The sequence below is a fragment of the Pseudoroseomonas cervicalis genome (genome assembly GCF_030818485.1).
GTDB classification, from domain to species: Bacteria; Pseudomonadota; Alphaproteobacteria; order Acetobacterales; family Acetobacteraceae; genus Pseudoroseomonas; species Pseudoroseomonas cervicalis_A.
In genome coordinates this window covers 785,001-804,368 of record NZ_JAUTAJ010000004.1, presented here as the reverse complement: position 1 = coordinate 804,368, position 19,368 = coordinate 785,001, and the positions used below count along the sequence as shown (strand labels likewise).

The window sequence follows — 19,368 nt, the reverse complement described above, 5'->3', positions numbered from 1 at the left end:
GCCTACGAGACAGGAGCATTGCGTCAACGATTTTCCTGCGGCATCGTGCCGATGGGACGAAGCGGAGAATGGACGATGCCGGAAGGCCGCGCGCCGCGCGCGCTGTTCGACAAGGTGTGGGATGCGCATGTCGTGCTCACGCGCGAGGATGGGCAGAGCCTGCTCTGGATCGACCGGCATTTCTTCCATGAGGGCTCGCACCACGCCTTCGCCCAGCTGCGCGCCCGCCAAGCGCGCGTGGCGCGGCCGGAGCTGAATATCGGCATCGCCGACCATTACGTGCCGACGCGCACGCCCGGGCGCAGCATCCCGGATGCGGGCATCGCCGGCATGGTGTCGGGGCTGGAGGCGAATGCGGCGCAGCATGGGATGCGGATTTTCGGGCTGCATGATCCGCGCCAGGGCATCGTGCATGTGGTGGGGCCGGAACAGGGGCTGACCCTGCCGGGGCTGACCATCGTCTGCGGCGACAGCCACACCTCCACCCATGGCGCCTTCGGCGCGCTGGCCTTCGGCATCGGCGCCTCGGAGGTCGCGCATGTGCTGATGACGCAGACGCTGTGGCAGAAGCGGCCGAAGCGCATGCGCATCCGCACCGATGGCGCGCTGCGCGCGGGGGTGTCCGCCAAGGATCTGGCACTGTCGATCATCGCGCGCATCGGCGCCGATGGGGCGCAGGGCCATGCGGTGGAATATGCCGGCAGCGCCGTGCGCGGCTTGTCGATGGAGGGGCGGCTGACGCTGTGCAACCTCGCCATCGAGAGCGGCGCGCGCTGCGGCATGGTGGCGCCGGATGAGACCACAATCGCCTTCCTGCGCGGCCGGCCGCACGCGCCGCAGGGTGCCGCCTTCGATGCCGCCGCCGAGGCCTGGCTCGCCCTGCCCAGCGATGCGGATGCCGCATTCGACCGCGAGGTGGCGCTGGACGCGGCGGAGATCGCGCCCACCGTCACCTGGGGCGTCAGCCCGGAGGATGCGCTGCCGGTGACGGCCGCGCTGCCCGACCCCGACCGCGCGACCGACCCGGCGAAGGCCGCGCAGATCCGCGACGCGCTGGAGTATATGGGCCTGCGGCCGGGCCAGAGGCTGGAGGAGATCGCGGTGGACCGGGTCTTCATCGGCTCCTGCACCAACAGCCGGATCGAGGATCTGCGCGCCGCCGCCGCCGTGCTGGCCGGGCGGCGGGCGGTGGTGCCGGGGCTGGTCTCGCCGGGCTCGACCCTGGTGAAACAGCAGGCGGAGCAGGAAGGGCTGGACCGCATCTTCCGCGCGGCCGGGCTGGAATGGGTGGAATCCGGCTGCTCCATGTGCGTCGGCATGAATGGCGATCTGGTGCCGGCGGGGGAGCGCTGCGCCTCGACCACCAACCGCAATTTCAAGGGAAGGCAGGGCAAGGGCGCGCGCACGCATCTGATGTCGCCCGCCATGGCCGCCGCCGCGGCGCTGACCGGCCATATCGCCGATGTGCGGCCGATGCTGGAGGGAAGGTCCTGATGCGCCCCTTCACCCGGCTCGACGCCACCGCCTGTCCACTGCCGCTGGCCAATGTGGACACGGACCAGCTGATTCCCGCGCGCTTCATGAAGCGGCCGCGCAGCGAGGGCTATGGCCAGTTCCTTCTGTACGATCTGCGCTTCGCCGAGGATGGCGCGGTACGCGGCGATTCGCCGATCGACGCGCCGGAGCGCGCGGGGGCGGAGATCCTGGTGGCGCGGCGCAATTTCGGCAGCGGTTCCTCGCGCGAGGCGGCGGTGTATGCGCTGGTGGATGGCGGCTTCCGCTGCGTGCTGGCGCCCAGCTTCGGCGATATTTTTTCGAGCAATGCCGTGAACAACGGCCTGCTGCCGGCGCGGCTGGCCGAGGGGGAGATCGAAGCCCTTCTGGCGTGGCTGCGGGATGGCGGCCGCAGCGTGACGGTGGATCTGGAGGCCTGCACGGTCGCCGCGGGCGAGTTGCGCTTCGGCTTCAGCATCGACCCGGTGTGGCGGGTGAAGCTGCTGAATGGCTGGAACGACCTCGACCTGACGTTGAGTCATGCGGAGGCGATCGCCGATTTCGCCACGCGCGATGCGCAGCTCCGCCCCTGGGCGCAGTTGCCGGCCAAAAACTGACAAAAAGGAAGGGGGCGCGGGGGAATACTTTTCCCCCGCCGCTTTCTTACTCTGGCTCTGGAATTTCCATCGACAGCAGCAGGAAGGACAGTGTCTTCCCATGCCCGTCGAGGTTCAGCGCGCCGTTGACGCCGCCCTGCAGCACATCCTCGACCACGAAGTTGAAGGCGCCGAGCCCTGGCAGATCGTAACGCCGGACCGAGGTCGCGCCGCGATGCGCGAAGAGGGCCAGCACCTTCGCCTCCGTCACCTCCCGCGCCAGATGCGCAAATTGCGCCGGATCATGCGCGATCAGGGAGAGGTTCAGCCGGTTGCCCTTGTCCCCGGCGCGGGCATGGGCCAGGCGGTGCAGCGCGATCATGCATCCTCCAGGGTCAGGAGCGAGACGGTGGGCGAGAGGCGCTCGCGCGGCACCAGGAAGGACAGGGTGCGGATGCGGTCGGTGACGCGGCTGCGCACGCCACCGCCCCCGGCCGGGCCGCAGCAATAGAGGGAGAGCACCTCGCGCACCGCCTGCTCCGCCTCCTCCCGCGTCGCGGTCGCCACCGCCAGGCGCAGGCGGAGGTCGGGCGGCGTGGCATCCTCCAGCCCCGCCGGCACGCCGGCATCGCCGCCGAAGACACTCACCACGCCGATCAGGTCCAGCCGGGCGCGGGCGGCCAGGCCCAGCTTCTCCAGCCGCTGCGTCAAAGTGCGGCCGGCGAGCTCGGCGCGGGCGCGGGCATTGGGGCCGGCATAGGAGATCTCGCCCTCCCCCAGCCAGCCGCCGGGCAGGCTGACGGTGGCCTTCAGCGTCGGCGGGCGCGGGCGGCCGCGGGCGCCGGAGAGCCGCACACGGTCCGGCGCTTCCTCGGTGATGGTCACGCCGGTGATGTCCAGCACCACATCGGGCGTCAGATAGCCGGCGGGGTCGTGCAGTTCGTACAGCAACTGCTCGGTCACGGTGCGGCGGTCGACCACGCCGCCGGTGCCGGCAGGCTTGGTGATCAGCACGCTGCCATCCGCGCCGATCTCGGCGATGGGGAAGCCGAGATCGGCCATGCCGGGCACGTCCTTCACGCCCGGGTCGGCGAAATAGCCGCCCGTGACCTGCGCGCCGCATTCCAGCAGATGCCCGGCCATGGTGCCGGCGGCCAGGCGGTCCCAATCCTCCTCGCCCCAGCCGAAGCGCGCCAGCATCGGGCCGAGCGCGAGCGCCGGGTCGGAGCAGCGGCCGGTGATGACGATGTCCGCGCCCTGGCGCAGCGCATCCGCGATCGGCGCCGCGCCGAGATAGACATTGGCGGCGATCACCTCCTCCGGCCGCAGCACGGCGCCCGCATCGCCCTCCCACGGGTCGAGGCCCGAGAGCGCCGGGGTGCCGCGGATGTCGTCGCCCTCCACCACACCGATGCGCAGGGTGGAGAGGCCCAGCTCGCGGGCCAGGGCCAGCACGGCCCGGGTCGCGCCGCGCGGGTTGGCGGCGCCGCCATTGGTGACGATGGGAATGCCATGCGCCACGCAGCGCGCCAGGATCGGGCGCAGCAATTCCACCAGAGCGGGTTCGAAACCAGCGTCAGGCTTGTGCAGGCGTTCGCGCTGGGCCAGGGCCAGGGTGCGCTCGCCCAGCACCTCCAGCATCAGCGCGGCGGGGCCGCCGGCGGCGATCAGTGCCTCCACCACCGGGATCGGGGCGTCCAGCCGGTCGCCTGAGAAGCCTGAGCCGCAGCCGATGCGGAGAATGTCCATGAGAGACTCCAGCTATCTTCTTTTTCTGAAGAAAAAGAAGCAAAAAGACTTCTTTCAGTTTGGCGTTCCGCCTCAGGCCATCAGCGGGACGCCAACTGACAAAAGTTTTTTGGTTCTTTTTTACAAAAAAGAACTCTGTCCTTAATCAGCCTTGGCGCCCGACACCCGCACCACCTCCCGCCATTTGGCGATATCCCGCTCCAGCCAGGGGCGGAACTCGGCTGGCGGCATCGCCACCGGCTCCAGCCCCTGGTCCAGCAGCTGCTGCTTCAGCTCGGGGGCAAACAGCGCCTCGCGCAGCGCGGCATAGATCCGGTCGCGCAGCGGCTCCGGCAGCCGCGCCGGGGCGAACAGCCCATGCCAGGCGGAGACGTCGAAATCCGCGATGCCCTGCTCCATCGCCGTCGGAATCTCGGGCGTCAGCTGCAGCCGCTGGGCGGAGGTCGCGGCCAGCGCGCGCAGCGTGCCCTCACGCACGAAAGGCAGCACCGCCGTCACCTGGTAGATGATCATCGGCACATTGCCCGCCACCACATCGGTCACCGCCTGGGAGCCGCTGCGATAGGGCACATGCTCGAAGGGCGCGCCGGTGCGCAGCTTCAGCAGTTCGCCCGCCAGATGGCTGGAGGTGCCATTGCCGGCCGAGGCGTAGCTGACCCCCTGCCCCTGCTGCTTCGCCCAGGCGATGAACTCCGGCAGGGTGCGCGCCGGGATGCGCGGCGAGATGACCAGCAAATTCGGCGCGTTGGTCACCAGCGAGATCGGCGTGAAATCGCGCAGCACGTCATAGGGCATGTTCGGCATCAGCGAGACATTCACCGAATGCGAGGCGATGCTGCCCATGCACAGCGTGTAGCCATCCGGGGCGGATTTGGCGACGCCGTCGCTGCCCACCACGCCACCGGCCCCGGCCCGGTTCTCCACCACCAGGGGCTGGCCCAGGATCTGGCTCATCCGCGTGGAGACGAGCCGCGTCATGATGTCGGTGCTGGTGCCGGCGCCGAAGGGCACCACCACGCGGATCGGCCGCGTCGGCCAGTTCTCCTGCGCCCACGTGGCGCGCGGGGCGAGCATGGGGGCGGCGAGCAGCGCACCGCCCAGCAGGGCGCGGCGCTTCAGATGGGTGGGGTGCATGTCCGTCTCCTCGGCGGGGGCTCGGGCGGCCCCGTTTCATGGCATCAGGCCGCAGCCCGACCCATCAGTCCATTGAGTTTTTCCGGGGCAAGCCATAGGGATTCCTGATGACCCCTTCCCTGCGCCAGCTGCGCGCCCTGGTGGCGGCGGCGGAGACCGGCAGCTTCGGCCAGGCGGCGCTGCGGCTGCATGTGTCGCAGCCCGCGCTGACCCTGCAGATCCGCGAACTGGAACAGGGCCTCGGCGTCACCCTGTTCGACCGCACCGCGCGCGGCGCCCGGCCGACCCGGGCCGGGGCGGCGCTGGCGCAGGCCTTCCAGCGCGTGCTGGCCGATCTCGACGCCGTGGTGGACAGCGCGCGGGACGAGGCGGCGCGGCGCGCCGGCGTGGTGCATCTGGCGGTGCTGCCCTCGGTCGCGGCGACGCTGCTGCCGCCGGTGCTGGCACGGCTGCGCGCGGCGCATCCCGGCATCCGGGTGATGCTGCGCGACGCGGTGGCGCGGCGGGTGGGCGCCCTGGTCAAGGCGGGGGAGGTCGATCTCGGCATCGGCCATGCCGCGGGGCCGGAGCCGGAGCTGGCGGCGCGGCTGCTGTTCGAGGATGCGCTGGTCGCCGTCCTGCCGCCGGGCCACCCGCTGGCGGCCCAGGCGCTGCTGCCGCTCGCCGCTTTGTCCGACCAGCCCCTGATGCTGACCGACCCGGAAAGCAGCCTGCGCGCTTTGGCCGAGGCCGCCTTCGCCGAAGCCGGCCTGCCGGCGCCGCGCCCGGCCTATGAGGCGACCTACATGTCGACGGCGGTGGCGCTGGCGCGGGCCGGGCTCGGCATCGCCATCCTGCCGGAAAGTGCGATGGATCTGCGCGCGGCGCCGGAGCTGCAGACCCGCCCGGTCGACAGCCCCTTGCTGCGCCGCCGCATCCTGCTGCTGCAACGCCAGGGCGCCGCCCTCTCCCCGGCGGCGGAGGCGCTGGTGGAAGCGCTGCTGGCCGAGGCGCCCACTCTCAAGTTGACTTGAGGGGGCTCCCATGCCGAGATCGGTTCCAGGGAGAGACACGTCGTGGTGGCAGACAGGGCAAGGCAATGGTCCGTCTCCGCGCTGGCGCGCGAATTCGGCCTGACCGCGCAGGCGCTGCGCTTCTATGAGGAGCGCGGCCTGCTGGCGCCCCGCCGCGTCGGCGGCGTGCGGGTCTATGATTACCGCGACCATGCGCGGCTGCGCCTGATCCAGAAATTCCGCCGCCTCGGTTTCTCCCTCGACCAGATCGCCGAATACCTGGCGCAGTACCGCGCCGGGCAGCCCAATGCCGCGCAGTACCGGCTGGGGCTGCGCCGCATCGAGGAGCGGCTGGCCGAGCTGCGCCAGATGCGGCGCGAGCTGGACGAGACCATCCAGGAGCTGGAGGGCATGCGCGGCGATGCCGAGGCGCGGCTGCGCCATTGCGCGCCCGAATCGGTGCCCGCTGCCTGACCCTATCGAGGAGAAAGCGATGCCCGCCTACACCCCGCCGGTCGAGGAGATGATGGCGCTGCTGGAGGAGGTGCTGCAGGCCGGCCCGGCGCTGGCCGCCCTGCCCGGCGCCGAGGGCGACCCGCTGCCGCTGCTGCGCGACGTGCTGGAGGAGGCCGGCCGCTTCGCCGCCCAGCGCCTGGCGCCACTGAACGCCAGCGGCGACGCGGAGGGCTGCCGGCTGGAGAATGGCGTGGTCCGCCTGCCGCAGGGCTTCGCCGAGGCCTATGCCGATTTCGTCGCCGGCGGCTGGGGCGGGCTGGCGCAGCCCGTCGAATGGGGCGGCCAGGGCCTGCCGCGCGTGGCGCAGATCGCGCTGGACGAGATGCTGTCCTCGGCCAATTTCGCCTTCGGCCTGCTGCCCGGCCTGACCCGCGGCGCGGCGCCGAGATGGTCGAGCGCTTCGCCCCCGCACCGCTGAAATCCACCTATCTGCCGAAGCTGGTCAGCGGCGCCTGGGCCGGCGCCATGGCGCTGACGGAAGCCCATGCGGGCACCGATCTCGGCCTGCTGCGCACCCGCGCCGAACCGCAGCCGGATGGCACGCTGCGCGTCACCGGCAGCAAGATCTTCATCACCGGCGGCGACCACGAGGCGGCGGAGAACATCGTGCATCTGGTGCTGGTGCGCCTGCCGGACGCCCCGCCCGGGGTGCGCGGCATCAGCCTCGCCTTGGTGCCGAAATACCTGCCGGATGCCGAAGGCCGGCCGGGCGCGCGCAATGGCCTCTCGGCCGGGGCGCTGGAGCACAAGATGGGCATCCATGCCTCGCCCACCTGCGTCATGAATTACGACGGCGCCACGGGCTGGCTGATCGGCGAACCGCATCGCGGCCTGGCCGTGATGTTCACCATGATGAACACCGAGCGGCTCTTCGTCGGCCTGCAGGGGCTGGGCATCGCCGAGGCCGCCTATCAGGGCGCCGCCCGCTACGCCCGCGACCGGCTGCAGGGCCGCGCGCCGCTCGCCGCCGCCGAGGCGCAGGGCCCGCAGCCCATCCTGGGCCATCCCGATGTGCGACGCATGCTGCTGACCATCCGCGGCTTCACCGGCGCGGCGCGCGCCCTGGCGCTGTGGATGGCGATGGAGATGGAGAAGACCGCGCGCCACCCCGACCCGGCCGAGCGCGCGGCGTCGGAGGGGCTGATCGCCCTGCTCACCCCGGTGATCAAGGCGAGCTTCACCGATCTCGGCTTCGAAGCCACCGTGCTCGCCCAGCAGGTCTTTGGCGGCCATGGCTATGTGCGCGAATGGGGGATGGAGCAGCTGGTCCGCGATGCCCGCATCGCCCAGATCTATGAGGGCACCAATGGCGTGCAGGCCATGGACCTGGTCACCCGCAAGATCGGCATGGAGGAGGGCCGCCTGCCCTTCCGCTTCTTCGCGCTGATCCGCAGCAGCATCGAGGCCGGCGCCGCCATCCCCGGCGCGGCGGACTACACCGCGCCGCTCGCCGCCGCGCTGGAGCGGCTGGAGGCGGCGACCGAGCGGCTGCAGGCCCGCGCTGGCGATCCGGTGGAGGCCGGCGCGGCGGCGGCGGAGTATCTGCGCTTCCTCGCCCTGGTGGCGCTGGGCTGGATGTGGCTGCGCATGGCGCTGCACGCCCTCTCGCTGGGCGGGGCCGCCCTGCCCCGCCACCGCGACCATCTCGCCGTGGCGCAGTTCTTCCTGCGCCGCCTGCTGCCGCAATGCGTGGCGCTGGACCTCGCCATCGCCGAGGGCGCCGCGCCGCTGCTGGCGCTGCGGGAGGAGGCCTACTAGCCGCTGCGGGGCCGCGTCACGAGCCGGAAAACCGGCCGGAACAACAGGGAGGAACTGGGATGCGTGGGCTGATGATGGATGTGCCGCTGCTGGTCAGCGCCGTGCTGCGCCACGCCGCGACCTATCACGGCGAGACCGAGATCGTCTCCCGCAGCGTCGAGGGGCCGATCCACCGCACCAATTATGCCGAGCTGCATGCGCGCAGCCAGCGCCTGGCCCGCGCGCTGCTGGCGCTCGGCCTGGGCCCTGGCGACCGCGTTGGCACCCTCGCCTGGAACACCCACCGGCATCTGGAGATCTACTACGCCGCCGGCGGCGCCGGCATGGTCTGCCACACCATCAATCCGCGCCTCTTCCCCGACCAGATCGCCGGCATCATCCAGCACGCGCGGGATGCGGTGCTCTGCGTCGATCTCACCTTCGTGCCGCTGCTGCAGGGGCTGGCCGGGCGGCTGGGCGAGGTGCGCGCCATCATCCTGATGACGGATGCCGCGCATATGCCGCCCCAGCCCGAGGGGCTGCCGCCGCTGCTCTGCTACGAGGATCTGCTCGCCGCCCAGCCGGCAGAATTCGACTGGCCGCTGCTGGATGAGAACGAGGCCTGCGGCCTCTGCTACACCTCCGGCACCACCGGCATGCCGAAGGGCGCGCTCTACAGCCACCGCTCCTGCATCCTGCACGCCATGGCCTGCTGCCTGCCGGATGTCTTCGCCCTCGGCGCCAGCTCGGTGGTGATGCCGGTGGTGCCGATGTTCCACGTCAATGCCTGGGGCATCCCCTATGCCGCGCCCATCGTCGGCGCCAGGCTGGTGCTGCCGGGGCCGAAGCTGGACGGCGCCTCGCTGCAGGAGCTGATCACCACCGAGGGCGTCACCTTCTCCGCCGGCGTGCCCACCATCTGGATGGCGATGCTGGACTGGCTGGACGCCAACCAGGCCGGCACGGGCCGGCTGCAGCGCGTCGCCATCGGCGGCTCCGCCTGCCCGCCCGTGGTGATCCAGCGCTTCGAGGCGCGCGGCATCTCCGTCCTGCACGCCTGGGGCATGACCGAGACCAGCCCGGTGGGCCTGGCCAATTCGCCCAAGGCGCGGCATGCCGGGCTGCCGGAGGCGGAGCGCCAGGCGCTGGCCGCCAGGCAGGGGCGGCCGCTCTTCGGCATGGAGTTCCGCATCCAGGGCGCCGACGGCGCCGAGGTGCCGCGCGACGGCACCGCCTTCGGCCGGCTGCTGGTGCGCGGCCCCTGGGTCGCCGCCGCCTATCACGACACGCCGCCCGGCCCCGCCCATGCCGAGCCCGGCTGGTTCGACACCGGCGATGTCGCGACCATGGACGCCGATGGCTATGTCGCCATCGTCGACCGCACCAAGGACGTCATCAAATCGGGCGGCGAATGGATCAGCTCCATCGAGCTGGAGAACATCGCCGTCGCCCATCCCGCCGTGCAGGAAGCCGCCGCCGTGGCGCGGCCGGATCCGAAATGGGGGGAACGGCCGCTGCTGGTCATCGTGCTGCGGCCCGGTGCCGAACTGACACGGGAAGAAATGCGCGCGCATTTCGAGGGGCGCGTGGCGCGCTGGTGCATCCCCGACGACATCCGCATCGTCGAGGAACTGCCGCACACGGCCACCGGCAAGCTGCTGAAGTCGAAGATCCGGGAGCTTTACGCCGCGCCGGCGAGCGCAGCCGCCGGCGACTGACGGAAGAACGGGGGAATGAATTCCCCCGGGCCCCCTTCTTTTTTCTTCCGGGGCCGGCCGCCGCTGGCGGCCGGCTTCGGCATCCACACAGGGCCCGTCAGAGGCCCGGCAGGGAGATCAACGCATGAGCCTCATTCTTCCGCGTCGTACGCTGCTGGCGGGTACGGGGGCGGCGCTGCTGGCCGCCCCGCGCAGCGGGCGCGCCCAGGGCAGCCGGCCGATCCGCATCGGCGTGCTGACCGACATGTCCGGGCCCTATCGCGACCCGACGGGGCCCGGAAGCGTCGCCTGCACCCAGCAGGCGGCGGCCGAATTCATGGCCGCCAACCCCGGCATCACCGTCGAGGTGCTGCAGGGCGACCATCAGAACCGCGCCGACACCGGCTCCACCATCGCCCGCCGCTGGTACGACCAGGACGGGGTGGACATGATCGTCGACGTGCCGACCTCCTCCGTGGCGCTGGCCGTGGCCGATGTCACCCGCGACAAGGACCGTGTCTTCGTCAATTCCGGCGCCGCCACCACCGACCTGCACGGCGCCCAGTGCAACCCCAACACGGTGCACTGGACCTATGACACCTACATGCTGGCCAAATCGACCGGTGGCGCGCTGACCCGGGCGGGCGGCGACAGCTGGTACTTCATCACCGCCGACTACACCTTTGGCCACCACCTGCAGCGCGACACCACCCGCTTCGTCGAGGAGGCCGGCGGCAAGGTGCTGGGCAGCGCGCGCTACCCCTTCCCCTCCACCACCGATTTCTCCTCCTACCTGGTGCAGGCCCAGGCCAGCCGGGCGAAGATCGTGGGCCTCGCCAATGCGGGCGCGGATACGGTGAACGCGGTGAAGCAGGCGCGGGAGTTCGGCCTGACCCGCCGCGCCAAGATGGCGACGCTGCTGATGGCCATCGCCGATGTGCACGGGCTGGGCCTGGAGAACGCCCAAGGGCTGCTGCTGACCGAGAGCTTCTACTGGGACCTGAACGACCGCACCCGCGCCTTCGCCCGCCGCGTCACGCCGCGCATGCCGGCCGGGCTGCCGATGGGGATGATCCATGCCGGCTGCTATGCCGGCACGCTGCACTACCTGAAGGCGGTGGCCAATCTGGGTGTCGAGCAGGCGCGCCGCTCCGGCCGCGCGGTGGTGGAGCGCATGAAGGCGATGCCCACGGATGACGATGCCTTCGGCGCCGGCAGCATCCGCGCCGATGGCCGCAAGCTGCACCCCTCCTACCTGTTCGAGGTGAAATCCCCGCAGGAGAGCCGCGCGCCCTTCGACTACTACAAGCTGGTCGAGACCACCGCGCCCGAGCAGGCCTTCCGCCCCGTCTCGGAAGGCGGCTGCGCCCTCACCCGCACCTGATGCCTGCCGGCCGCCAGCGGCGGCCGGCCCTGACAGGAAGAAGAAGGGGGCCCGGGGGAATTCATTCCCCCGGACGCTTATATGAGGGTCTCCTTTCCGGAGACCCCTTGCCCATGCAGGCCGTGCTTGCCGCCCTGACGCTTCCCTTGCAGCAGCTGACCGATCCCGGCTTCCGCGGCCCCCTGCTGAAGGGGTTGGGCATTGCCCTGCTGGCCTTTGCCGGCCTGGCCTTCCTGGCCGATTGGGGGGTGGGCGCGCTGGCCGGGGGCGAGGGCTGGCTGGCGACGCTGGCCGGGCTGCTGGGTGGCGCGCTGGTGCTGGTCTCGGCCGTGTGGCTGTTCGTGCCGGTGCTGCTCGGCATCACCAGCCTGTTCCTGGACGAGGTGGCGGAGGCGGTGGAGCGGCGCTTCTACCCCAGCCTGCCGCCGGCCGAGGGGGCCTCGCTGGCGGCGCAGGTCTCGGCCGGCATCGGGCTGTCGCTGCGGCTGCTGCTGCTCAGCCTGTTGATCCTGCCGCTGGCGCTGCTGCTGCCGCCGATCGGGGTGGTGCTGTATTTCGCCGTCGCCGCCGTCTCGCTCGGCTATGGGCTGTTCGACGGGGTGGCGCAGCGGCGCGTCGATGTCGTGCAGTCCCGCGCCCTGCGCCGGCGGCAGCGGGCGCAGATCATCGCCGTCGGCATGGCGCTGGCGGCGCTGGCGGCGGTGCCGCTGTTCAATCTGCTGGTGCCGGTGCTGGGCACCGCGGCGATGACGCATCTGCTGCACCGGGGCCAGGCCTGGGGCCAGGCCGGGGGCCGGCCGGCTAACATCTGATCCATTCACCCGGCCGTGGATTGCGAAGCGGCGGAGAGATGTGCTGCGCTCACGCCGCGCTGCGCCGATCCGGCGTGGCGCGGGAACCCGCATCACAGACGGGGAAGGACAAGTCCATGATGAGCATGACCCGCCGCGGTCTGCTGGGCGGCGCGGCCGCGCTGGCGGCCGCCAGCCAGCTGCCGCGCCCGGCCGAAGCCGCCGCCCCCTTCCGCAACGCGCTGCCGCCGGCCTGGCACCGTTTCCGCTTCGGCGAATACGAGGCCACGGTGATCTCCGACGGGCGGCTGCCGCTGGGCAAGCCAGCGCCGGCCTTCCCGGCCTCGCCGCCGGAGGAGATCGCCCGGCTGATGAGCAGCAATTTCCTGCCGACGGACGAGGCGACGCTCGAGCAGAACATCCTGGTGCTGAACACGGGGCGGCAGCTGATCCTGTTCGACACCGGCATGGGCGACAGCATGGGGGCGGACAGCCAGATGTTCGGCCCGACCACGGGCAAGGCGCTGGCCAATCTGCGCGCCGCCGGCATCAGCCCGGAGCAGATCGACCTGGTCATCCTGACCCATGCCCATTGCGACCATTGCTGGGGGCTGGTGGATGCGCAGGGCAACAAGGTCTTCCCCAACGCCCAGGTGGCGGTGTCGGAGGCCGATCTGCGCTTCTGGACGGATGATGCCAACAAGCGCGGCCCGGCCTTCATGACGTCCTTCATCGAGGGCGCGAAGAAGAACCTGTCCGCCTATCGCGACCGCATGATCATGGTGCGGGACGAGCAGGAGGTGGTGAGCGGCATCACCGCCCTGGCCGCGCCGGGCCATACGGTCGGGCATCATTGCTATGCCATCAGCTCCGGCAACCAGGTGATGGTGAACACCGGCGACCTGGCGCATCACCATGTGCTGCTGCTGCGCAAGCCGATGTGGGAATTCTCCTTCGACACCGACCCGAAGCAATCCGCCCAGACCCGCAGCCGCATGCTGGACCGGCTGGCCACCGACAAGCACGCCATCCTGTCCTACCACTTCCCCTGGCCGGGCCTCGGCCATGTGGCGAAGGAGGGCGAGGGTTACGCCTGGATCCAGGAACCCATGAACCTCTCCACCCTCTGATTCTCTCGGCTGCCGGTCAGGGCCGGGACGAGAGGGGCGATACTGGGCCGGGGATACTCCGGCCCAGGCTTGCAGGAGCTGTGCCCTGTGGCAGACCGGAACGCTGGCGTGAGTGCAGCGTCCCGCCTCTCCGCCCGGCTGGGGCCGCGCGAAAGAATAATTTGACCGATGTTTTCCACAGGAGGATACCGGACCGCGTCGGTGCGGTTTGCACCGGCGTGTCTTCACTGGCCGGATCCCTCCCCCATGCTACGGCGCTTCTTTGCCTATTACCGGCCCCATAAGGGGCTGTTCCTGCTCGACTTCTCCTGCGCCATCCTGGCCGGCCTGCTGGAGCTGAGCTTCCCGATCGCGGTGAAGCTGTTCGTGGACAATCTGCTGCCGAGCCAGAACTGGTCGCTGATCCTGCTGGCGGCCGCCGGGCTGCTGGTGGTCTATCTGGTGAATACCGGGCTGAACGCCATCGTCACCTATTGGGGCCATGCGCTGGGCATCAATATCGAGACGGAGATGCGGCGGAAGGCCTTCGACCATCTGCAGAAGCTTTCTTTCAGATTCTACGACAACCAGAAGACGGGCCATTTGGTGGCCCGGGTGACGCGCGACCTGGAGGAGATCGGCGAGGTCGCGCATCACGGGCCGGAGGATCTGTTCCTGGCGGTGATGACGCTGATCGGCGCCTTCGCCCTGATGTTCACGGTGCACTGGCCGCTGGCGCTGATGACGGCGGTGGTGGTGCCGGCCATCACCTGGGCCTCGGCGCATTACGGCGCGCATATGACGCGCACCTGGCGGGAGATCTATGGCCGCGTCGGCGCCTTCAACGCCCGCATCGAGGAGGCGGTGGGCGGCATCCGCGTGGTCAAGGCCTTCGGCAATGAGGATCACGAGCGCACGCTCTTCGCCCGCGACAATGCCCGCTACCGCCAGACCAAGCTGGAGGCCTACAAGATCATGGCCGCCAGCATGTCTCTGAACTATCTGGGCATGCGGCTGACGCAGATGATCGTCATGATCGCCGGCAGCTATTTCGTGCTGCAGGGCCAGCTGTCGAACGGCGCCTTTGTGGGCTTCCTGCTGCTGGTCGGCGTGTTCTTCCGCCCGATCGAGAAGATCAGCGCGGTGATCGAGACCTATCCCAAGGGCATCGCGGGCTTCCGCCGCTATGCCGAGTTGCTGGACACCGCCCCCGACATCACGGACGCGCCGGACGCCATCCCTGCCCCCGCCCTGCGCGGCGACATCCGCTATGAGCAGGTGAGCTTCGGCTATGGCACCGGCCGCCCGGTGCTGGACGGGGTGGATCTGGCCATCCGCGCCGGGGAGACGGTGGCCTTTGTCGGGCCCTCCGGCGCCGGCAAGACCACGCTCTGCTCGCTGCTGCCGCGCTTCTACGAGGTCACGGGCGGGCGCATCACCATTGATGGCATCGACATCCGGCGGATGACGCTGGCCTCGCTGCGGGCGCAGATCGGCATCGTGCAGCAGGATGTCTTCCTGTTTGCCGGCACGCTGCGCGAGAACATTGCCTATGGCCGCCTCGGCGCCAGCGAGGCCGATATCCTGGACGCGGCGCGCCGCGCCCGGCTGGACGGCGTCATCGCCAACCTGCCGGACGGGCTGGACACGGTGATCGGCGAGCGGGGCGTGAAGCTCTCGGGCGGGCAGAAGCAGCGCCTGGCCATCGCCCGCATCTTCCTGAAGAACCCACCCATCCTGATCCTGGACGAGGCGACCTCCGCCCTCGACACCGAAACCGAGCGCGCCATCCAGCAGAGCCTGACGGAGCTGGCCGAGGGCCGTACCACGCTGGTCATCGCCCACCGCCTGGCGACGATCCGCGATGCCGACAGCATCGTGGTGGTGGACCAGAGCGGCATCGTGGCGCGCGGCCGGCATGAGGAGCTGGTGGCGCAGCCCGGGCTCTATCAGCGGCTGCATTCGGTGCAGTATGGGGTGACGGCGTGAGAGAGCTTGGAGGCTAGCGGTGGCTGCCCTGTCTGAAACGCCTCAGGCCGGCCTTCGGGCCGGCTTTTCTATGCCTTGGCTGCTTGTTGGATGGTGTCCGTGCAGCCGTGACGGCCGGCAGCTCTGGGCTCTGTAGCGCGCCTCATCGGGCCGACGCTGGAGCTTTGGGTGTCGGAGGGCTGGCTGTCGTCGGAGGCGGAGCGGCCTGTGGCGGAGCTGGCGCGTGTGGCGCTGATCCGGGATCTGACGGAGGAGCTTGGGGTGAATGCCGCGGGTGTGGATGTGGCGCTGCGGCTGCTGGACCAGTTGCATGGTCTACGCGCGGCCTTGCGAGCGGTGCTGGAGGGTCTGCCGCCGGAGGCGCGGGCCGCGGCGCTGGCGTCGCTGCGGGGGGATCTGGAATGACGAAACCCCCAGGGCGAGTGCCATGGGGGTGTGGGATGCGGGGACAGGATTTGAACCTGTGACCTTCAGGTTATGAGCCTGACGAGCTACCGGGCTGCTCCACCCCGCGGTGGTGGGTTTGTTCCGTTCATGGTGGAAACCAAAAAGAAGGTCCGGCTTGGTGGCCTGGCGGCGACCTACTCTCCCGCGCCTTGAGGCGAAGTACCATGGGCGCTGGGGTGTTTCACGGCCGAGTTCGGGATGGGATCGGGTGTATCAACCCCGCGATGGCCACCAGGCCACCAAGCCGGATCTTCTTTTTGGGTGTGAACGGATGGTGTGTCTGATTTGGTGATGTGAGTGAGTGTGAGTGCGGATTGGTGCTGCGTGCGGTGTCGGTTTTGAGGCCGACAGCGATGGGAGAGATGAGATCGTTTGGGCTATTAGGACCGCTTAGCTGAGCCTGTTACCAGGCGTATACATGCGGCCTATCGACGTGGTGGTCTTCCACGGCCCTTGGGGAGACCTCGTTTAGAGGCTGGTTTCCCGCTTAGATGCCTTCAGCGGTTATCCGTTCCGTACTTAGCTACCCAGCGATGCTCCTGGCGGAACAACTGGTGCACCAGAGGTACGTCCATCCCGGTCCTCTCGTACTAGGGACAGATCCTCGCAAGTCTCCAACACCCATGGCAGATAGGGACCGAACTGTCTCACGACGTTCTAAACCCAGCTCACGTACCGCTTTAATCGGCGAACAGCCGAACCCTTGGGACCTGCTCCAGCCCCGGGATGCGATGAGCCGACATCGAGGTGCCAAACCTCCCCGTCGATGTGGACTCTTGGGGGAGATCAGCCTGTTATCCCTAGAGTACCTTTTATCCGTTGAGCGATGGCCCTTCCACGCGGGACCACCGGATCACTAAGGCCGACTTTCGTCTCTGTTCGCGCTGTCGCGCTCACAGTCAGGCGGGCTTATGCCTTTGCACTCAACAGCCGATGTCCGACCGGCTTGAGCCCACCATCGCGCGCCTCCGTTACCATTTGGGAGGCGACCGCCCCAGTCAAACTGCCCGCCACGCAGGGTCCTGGCCCCGGCTATACGGGGCTCAGTTAGATGCCAGAAAGGCGCAGGGTGGTATTTCAAGGATGGCTCCGCCGAAGCTGGCGCCCCGGTTTCATAGCCTCCCACCTATCCTACACAGCCCCTTCCTGGCACCACTGCGAAGTTGCAGTAAAGGTTCATAGGGTCTTTCCGTCTGACCACGGGTACCCCGCATCTTCACGGGGAATTCAATTTCGCTGAGCCCATGCTGGAGACAGTGGGGAGGTCGTTACGCCATTCGTGCAGGTCGGAACTTACCCGACAAGGAATTTCGCTACCTTAGGACCGTTATAGTTACGGCCGCCGTTTACCGGGGCTTCGGTTCGGAGCTTGCACTCCTCCCCTTAACCTTCCGGCACCGGGCAGGCGTCAGACCCTATACGTCATCTCTCGATTTCGCAGAGCCCTGTGTTTTTACTAAACAGTCGCCACCCCCTGGTCTGTGCCACCCACCGCTGGTTGCCCAATGGTGGGTCTCGCTTATCCCGAAGTTACGCGAGTAATTTGCCTAGTTCCTTCAGCATGGTTCTCTCAAGCGCCTCGGTATACTCAACCAGTCCACCTGTGTCGGTTTCGGGTACGGTCTATATGTCAGAGCTATTTCCTGGAGTGATCTGGCAGCCTCTCCAATCCGATAAGGAGAGACAACGTTTCACACTCGTCACTTCTGACAGGCCCAGGAATATTCACCTGGTTTCCATCGGCTACGGCTGTCGCCCTCGCCTTAGGGGCCGGCTCACCCTGCGCGGATTGGCCTTGCGCAGGAACCCTTGGACTTTCGGCGAGAGGGGTTCTCACCCTCTTTGTCGCTACTCATGTCCGCATTCGCACTTCCGATACCTCCAGCAAACCTCACGGTTCACCTTCGCAGGCTTACGGAACGCTCCGCTACCGCGCTCTTACGAGCACCCAAAGCTTCGGCACGTGGCTTGAGCCCCGTTACATTTTCGCCGCAAGACAGCTATTAGACCAGTGAGCTATTACGCTTTCTTTAAAGGATGGCTGCTTCTAAGCCAACCTCCTGGTTGTTTTGGCCGTCTCACATGCTTTCCCACTTAGCCACGATTTGGGGGCCTTAGCTGTTGGTCTGGGCTGTTTCCCTCTCGACAATGGACCTTAGCACCCACTGTCTGTCTGCCAGGTAGCACTCACCGGCATTCGGAGTTCGGTAGGGTTTGGTAGGACTTTGGGTCCCCCTAGCCCTTCCGGTGCTCTACCTCCGGCGGTGTTCGCCTGACGATCTACCTCAATAGATTTCGCGGAGAACCAGCTATTTCCGAGTTTGATTGGCCTTTCACCCCTAGCCACAGCTCATCCCCGACTTTTTCAACAGGCGTGGGTTCGGCCCTCCAGTAGGTGTTACCCCACCTTCAGCCTGGCCATGGCTAGATCACTCGGTTTCGGGTCTTCTGCCTGCAACTCGGCGCCCTGTTCGGACTCGCTTTCGCTGCGCCTACACCTAACGGCTTAAGCTTGCTGCAAACAGAAACTCGCGGACCCATTATACAAAAGGTACGCCGTCACTCCACGAGGGAGCTCCGACTGCTTGTAGGCGTTCGGTTTCAGGTCTCTTTCACTCCCCTTGTCGGGGTGCTTTTCACCTTTCCCTCACGGTACTTGTGCACTATCGGTCACCAAGGAGTATTTAGGCTTAGAGGGTGGTCCCCCTATGTTCAGACAGGGTTTCACGTGCCCCGCCCTACTCAAGGATCTTTGCAAGTCTTTCGCCTACGGGGCTATCACCCGCTCTGGCCAGACTTTCCAGACTGTTCGACTGAACTTGCAAAGACCACTGGCCTGGTCCCCTTTCGCTCGCCACTACTCGGGGAATCTCTGTTGATGTCTTTTCCTCCGGCTACTGAGATGTTTCAGTTCACCGGGTTCGCCTCCCGACCCTATGTATTCAGGCCGGGATCTCCCTAAGGAGGGGTTGCCCCATTCGGACATCCGCGGATCAACGATCGCTCGCATCTCCCCGCGGCTTATCGCAGCGTGCCACGTCCTTCATCGCCTCTTGGTGCCAAGGCATCCACTGAACGCCCTTCTCATACTCATCTCGTCACCGCCCGCACGCAGGACCAAGCCGCACCCGAAAGCGCGTCTCGCCCTTGCATGTCCAATCGGACAGCAACGCAACACCGAGACACTCACTCCTGACAAGGAAGTCAGCCTTGCCAGGCACTCGATATCACCAAATCAGATTCACTTGTAAAACAGCGCGGATCACCCCGATGATTGCTCATCGTGATGGGGTTTTCCGGAAGCTTATCCTTGTCCTGGAGGCGATCGGATTCGAACCGACGACCCCCTGCTTGCAAAGCAGGCGCTCTCCCGCTGAGCTACGCCCCCACGGGATGACCAGACCAGCCGTTAGAGCTGGCCCGTATGGGCCAGGGAGGACTTGAACCTCCGACCCCACGCTTATCAAGCGTGTGCTCTAACCAACTGAGCTACTGGCCCAAACCAAGCAAACCGCTTCGCCAAGCCGCGGCTTTCGCCGCAGGGGAAGGATGCGCGGCCGGCGCTCCATGCTCTCGCATGTGGCGCGGCCGGATGTGACCTTGGATCAAGTATTGGCGTCTGGCCCTGGCATCCACCGGGGCCGAAATCTTGGAGACGGTATCTTATCGGAGCTTCGCAACCGGAGAGGAGACCTCTCCACCTCGCGATGCTTCCTTGAAAGGAGGTGATCCA

General features: G+C 68.1%; 15 protein-coding genes, 3 tRNA genes and 3 rRNA genes (1 of these 21 cut by a window edge). 12 read left to right on the top strand and 9 right to left on the bottom strand.

What is annotated here, in order from left to right; genetic code table 11:
- Positions 1 to 75 precede the first annotated feature (75 nt).
- Both leuC and leuD read left to right on the top strand, forming a co-directional pair.
- The gene (leuC, locus tag QE401_RS07630; RefSeq protein ID WP_307137637.1) at positions 76 to 1,494 is read left to right on the top strand and encodes a 3-isopropylmalate dehydratase large subunit; all 1,419 of its coding nucleotides are present in this window, start codon (positions 76 to 78) and stop codon (positions 1,492 to 1,494) included.
- A complete protein-coding gene (gene leuD / locus QE401_RS07625; RefSeq protein WP_307137636.1) occupies positions 1,494 to 2,111 on the top strand; it encodes a 3-isopropylmalate dehydratase small subunit in 618 nt (205 codons plus the stop codon). Before leuC ends, leuD begins: the two co-directional genes overlap by 1 nt.
- 46 nt (positions 2,112 to 2,157) lie before the next feature.
- Here the strand turns inward: leuD and QE401_RS07620 are convergent, their stop codons facing one another.
- From QE401_RS07620 to QE401_RS07610, 3 genes are all read right to left on the bottom strand, one after another.
- Positions 2,158 to 2,472 carry an AtuA-related protein gene (locus QE401_RS07620; protein WP_307137635.1) on the bottom strand — a complete coding sequence of 105 codons (315 nt, stop codon included), beginning with the start codon at positions 2,470 to 2,472 and terminating at the stop codon, positions 2,158 to 2,160.
- Positions 2,469 to 3,839, bottom strand: a complete 1,371-nt coding sequence (locus tag QE401_RS07615; protein WP_307137634.1) for an acyclic terpene utilization AtuA family protein — start codon at positions 3,837 to 3,839, stop codon at positions 2,469 to 2,471. The genes QE401_RS07620 and QE401_RS07615 overlap by 4 nt, the downstream gene beginning before the upstream one ends.
- Positions 3,840 to 3,980: 141 nt before the next feature.
- Positions 3,981 to 4,973, bottom strand: a complete 993-nt coding sequence (locus QE401_RS07610; protein WP_307137633.1) for a Bug family tripartite tricarboxylate transporter substrate binding protein — start codon at positions 4,971 to 4,973, stop codon at positions 3,981 to 3,983.
- Positions 4,974 to 5,080: 107 nt separating this feature from the next.
- On the opposite strand from QE401_RS07610, the gene QE401_RS07605 reads away from it, so the two are divergent.
- The 10 genes from QE401_RS07605 to QE401_RS07560 all read left to right on the top strand — a co-directional run bounded on the left by QE401_RS07605 (position 5,081) and on the right by QE401_RS07560 (position 15,593).
- Complete coding sequence (locus QE401_RS07605) at positions 5,081 to 5,986, top strand: LysR family transcriptional regulator (protein WP_307137632.1); 906 nt, start codon at positions 5,081 to 5,083, stop codon at positions 5,984 to 5,986.
- 42 nt (positions 5,987 to 6,028) lie between these two features.
- Positions 6,029 to 6,439: a MerR family transcriptional regulator gene (locus tag QE401_RS07600; RefSeq protein WP_307137631.1), complete on the top strand. Its 411-nt coding sequence runs from the start codon at positions 6,029 to 6,031 to the stop codon at positions 6,437 to 6,439.
- A 19-nt stretch (positions 6,440 to 6,458) separates the two neighbouring features.
- Positions 6,459 to 6,899: an acyl-CoA dehydrogenase family protein gene (locus QE401_RS07595; RefSeq protein WP_307137630.1), complete on the top strand. Its 441-nt coding sequence runs from the start codon at positions 6,459 to 6,461 to the stop codon at positions 6,897 to 6,899.
- The gene (locus QE401_RS07590; protein ID WP_307137629.1) at positions 6,869 to 8,239 is read left to right on the top strand and encodes an acyl-CoA dehydrogenase family protein; all 1,371 of its coding nucleotides are present in this window, start codon (positions 6,869 to 6,871) and stop codon (positions 8,237 to 8,239) included. The genes QE401_RS07595 and QE401_RS07590 overlap by 31 nt, the downstream gene beginning before the upstream one ends.
- Before the next feature lie 59 nt (positions 8,240 to 8,298).
- Positions 8,299 to 9,936: a long-chain-fatty-acid--CoA ligase gene (locus QE401_RS07585; protein WP_307137628.1), complete on the top strand. Its 1,638-nt coding sequence runs from the start codon at positions 8,299 to 8,301 to the stop codon at positions 9,934 to 9,936.
- A gap of 124 nt (positions 9,937 to 10,060) precedes the next feature.
- Complete coding sequence (locus QE401_RS07580) at positions 10,061 to 11,299, top strand: ABC transporter substrate-binding protein (protein WP_307137627.1); 1,239 nt, start codon at positions 10,061 to 10,063, stop codon at positions 11,297 to 11,299.
- Positions 11,300 to 11,412: 113 nt separating this feature from the next.
- Positions 11,413 to 12,111, top strand: coding sequence for an EI24 domain-containing protein (locus tag QE401_RS07575; RefSeq protein ID WP_307137626.1), 699 nt, complete (start codon positions 11,413 to 11,415; stop codon positions 12,109 to 12,111).
- 119 nt (positions 12,112 to 12,230) lie between these two features.
- A complete protein-coding gene (locus QE401_RS07570; RefSeq protein WP_307137625.1) occupies positions 12,231 to 13,220 on the top strand; it encodes an MBL fold metallo-hydrolase in 990 nt (329 codons plus the stop codon).
- A gap of 246 nt (positions 13,221 to 13,466) precedes the next feature.
- Positions 13,467 to 15,188, top strand: a complete 1,722-nt coding sequence (locus tag QE401_RS07565) for an ABC transporter ATP-binding protein (protein ID WP_307137624.1) — start codon at positions 13,467 to 13,469, stop codon at positions 15,186 to 15,188.
- Positions 15,189 to 15,356: 168 nt separating this feature from the next.
- Positions 15,357 to 15,593 (top strand): MerR family transcriptional regulator, encoded by a 237-nt coding sequence (locus QE401_RS07560; protein ID WP_307137623.1) that lies wholly within the window; start codon positions 15,357 to 15,359, stop codon positions 15,591 to 15,593.
- A gap of 35 nt (positions 15,594 to 15,628) precedes the next feature.
- Here the strand turns inward: QE401_RS07560 and QE401_RS07555 are convergent.
- The 6 genes from QE401_RS07555 to QE401_RS07530 form a co-directional block, all read right to left on the bottom strand.
- A tRNA-Met gene (locus tag QE401_RS07555) sits at positions 15,629 to 15,702 on the bottom strand.
- A gap of 54 nt (positions 15,703 to 15,756) precedes the next feature.
- Positions 15,757 to 15,871, bottom strand: a 5S ribosomal RNA gene (gene rrf / locus QE401_RS07550).
- 123 nt (positions 15,872 to 15,994) lie between these two features.
- Positions 15,995 to 18,730: ribosomal RNA gene (locus QE401_RS07545) — 23S ribosomal RNA — on the bottom strand.
- A gap of 221 nt (positions 18,731 to 18,951) precedes the next feature.
- Positions 18,952 to 19,023, bottom strand: a tRNA-Ala gene (locus tag QE401_RS07540).
- Between the two features lie 37 nt (positions 19,024 to 19,060).
- Positions 19,061 to 19,134, bottom strand: a tRNA-Ile gene (locus tag QE401_RS07535).
- A gap of 219 nt (positions 19,135 to 19,353) precedes the next feature.
- Positions 19,354 to 19,368 (bottom strand): 16S ribosomal RNA (locus QE401_RS07530) (it continues 1,472 nt past the right edge of the window).
- The 16S, 23S and 5S rRNA genes sit together here with 3 tRNA genes alongside, the layout of an rRNA operon.

Coding starts and splice junctions, on each gene's coding strand:
- leuC (WP_307137637.1), top strand. CDS start 76: ATGCCGGAAGGCCGCGCGCCGCGCGCGCTGTTCGACAAGGTGTGGGAT.
- leuD (WP_307137636.1), top strand. CDS start 1,494: ATGCGCCCCTTCACCCGGCTCGACGCCACCGCCTGTCCACTGCCGCTG.
- QE401_RS07620 (WP_307137635.1), bottom strand. CDS start 2,472: ATGATCGCGCTGCACCGCCTGGCCCATGCCCGCGCCGGGGACAAGGGC.
- QE401_RS07615 (WP_307137634.1), bottom strand. CDS start 3,839: ATGGACATTCTCCGCATCGGCTGCGGCTCAGGCTTCTCAGGCGACCGG.
- QE401_RS07610 (WP_307137633.1), bottom strand. CDS start 4,973: ATGCACCCCACCCATCTGAAGCGCCGCGCCCTGCTGGGCGGTGCGCTG.
- QE401_RS07605 (WP_307137632.1), top strand. CDS start 5,081: ATGACCCCTTCCCTGCGCCAGCTGCGCGCCCTGGTGGCGGCGGCGGAG.
- QE401_RS07595 (WP_307137630.1), top strand. CDS start 6,459: ATGCCCGCCTACACCCCGCCGGTCGAGGAGATGATGGCGCTGCTGGAG.
- QE401_RS07590 (WP_307137629.1), top strand. CDS start 6,869: ATGGTCGAGCGCTTCGCCCCCGCACCGCTGAAATCCACCTATCTGCCG.
- QE401_RS07585 (WP_307137628.1), top strand. CDS start 8,299: ATGCGTGGGCTGATGATGGATGTGCCGCTGCTGGTCAGCGCCGTGCTG.
- QE401_RS07580 (WP_307137627.1), top strand. CDS start 10,061: ATGAGCCTCATTCTTCCGCGTCGTACGCTGCTGGCGGGTACGGGGGCG.
- QE401_RS07575 (WP_307137626.1), top strand. CDS start 11,413: ATGCAGGCCGTGCTTGCCGCCCTGACGCTTCCCTTGCAGCAGCTGACC.
- QE401_RS07570 (WP_307137625.1), top strand. CDS start 12,231: ATGAGCATGACCCGCCGCGGTCTGCTGGGCGGCGCGGCCGCGCTGGCG.
- QE401_RS07565 (WP_307137624.1), top strand. CDS start 13,467: ATGCTACGGCGCTTCTTTGCCTATTACCGGCCCCATAAGGGGCTGTTC.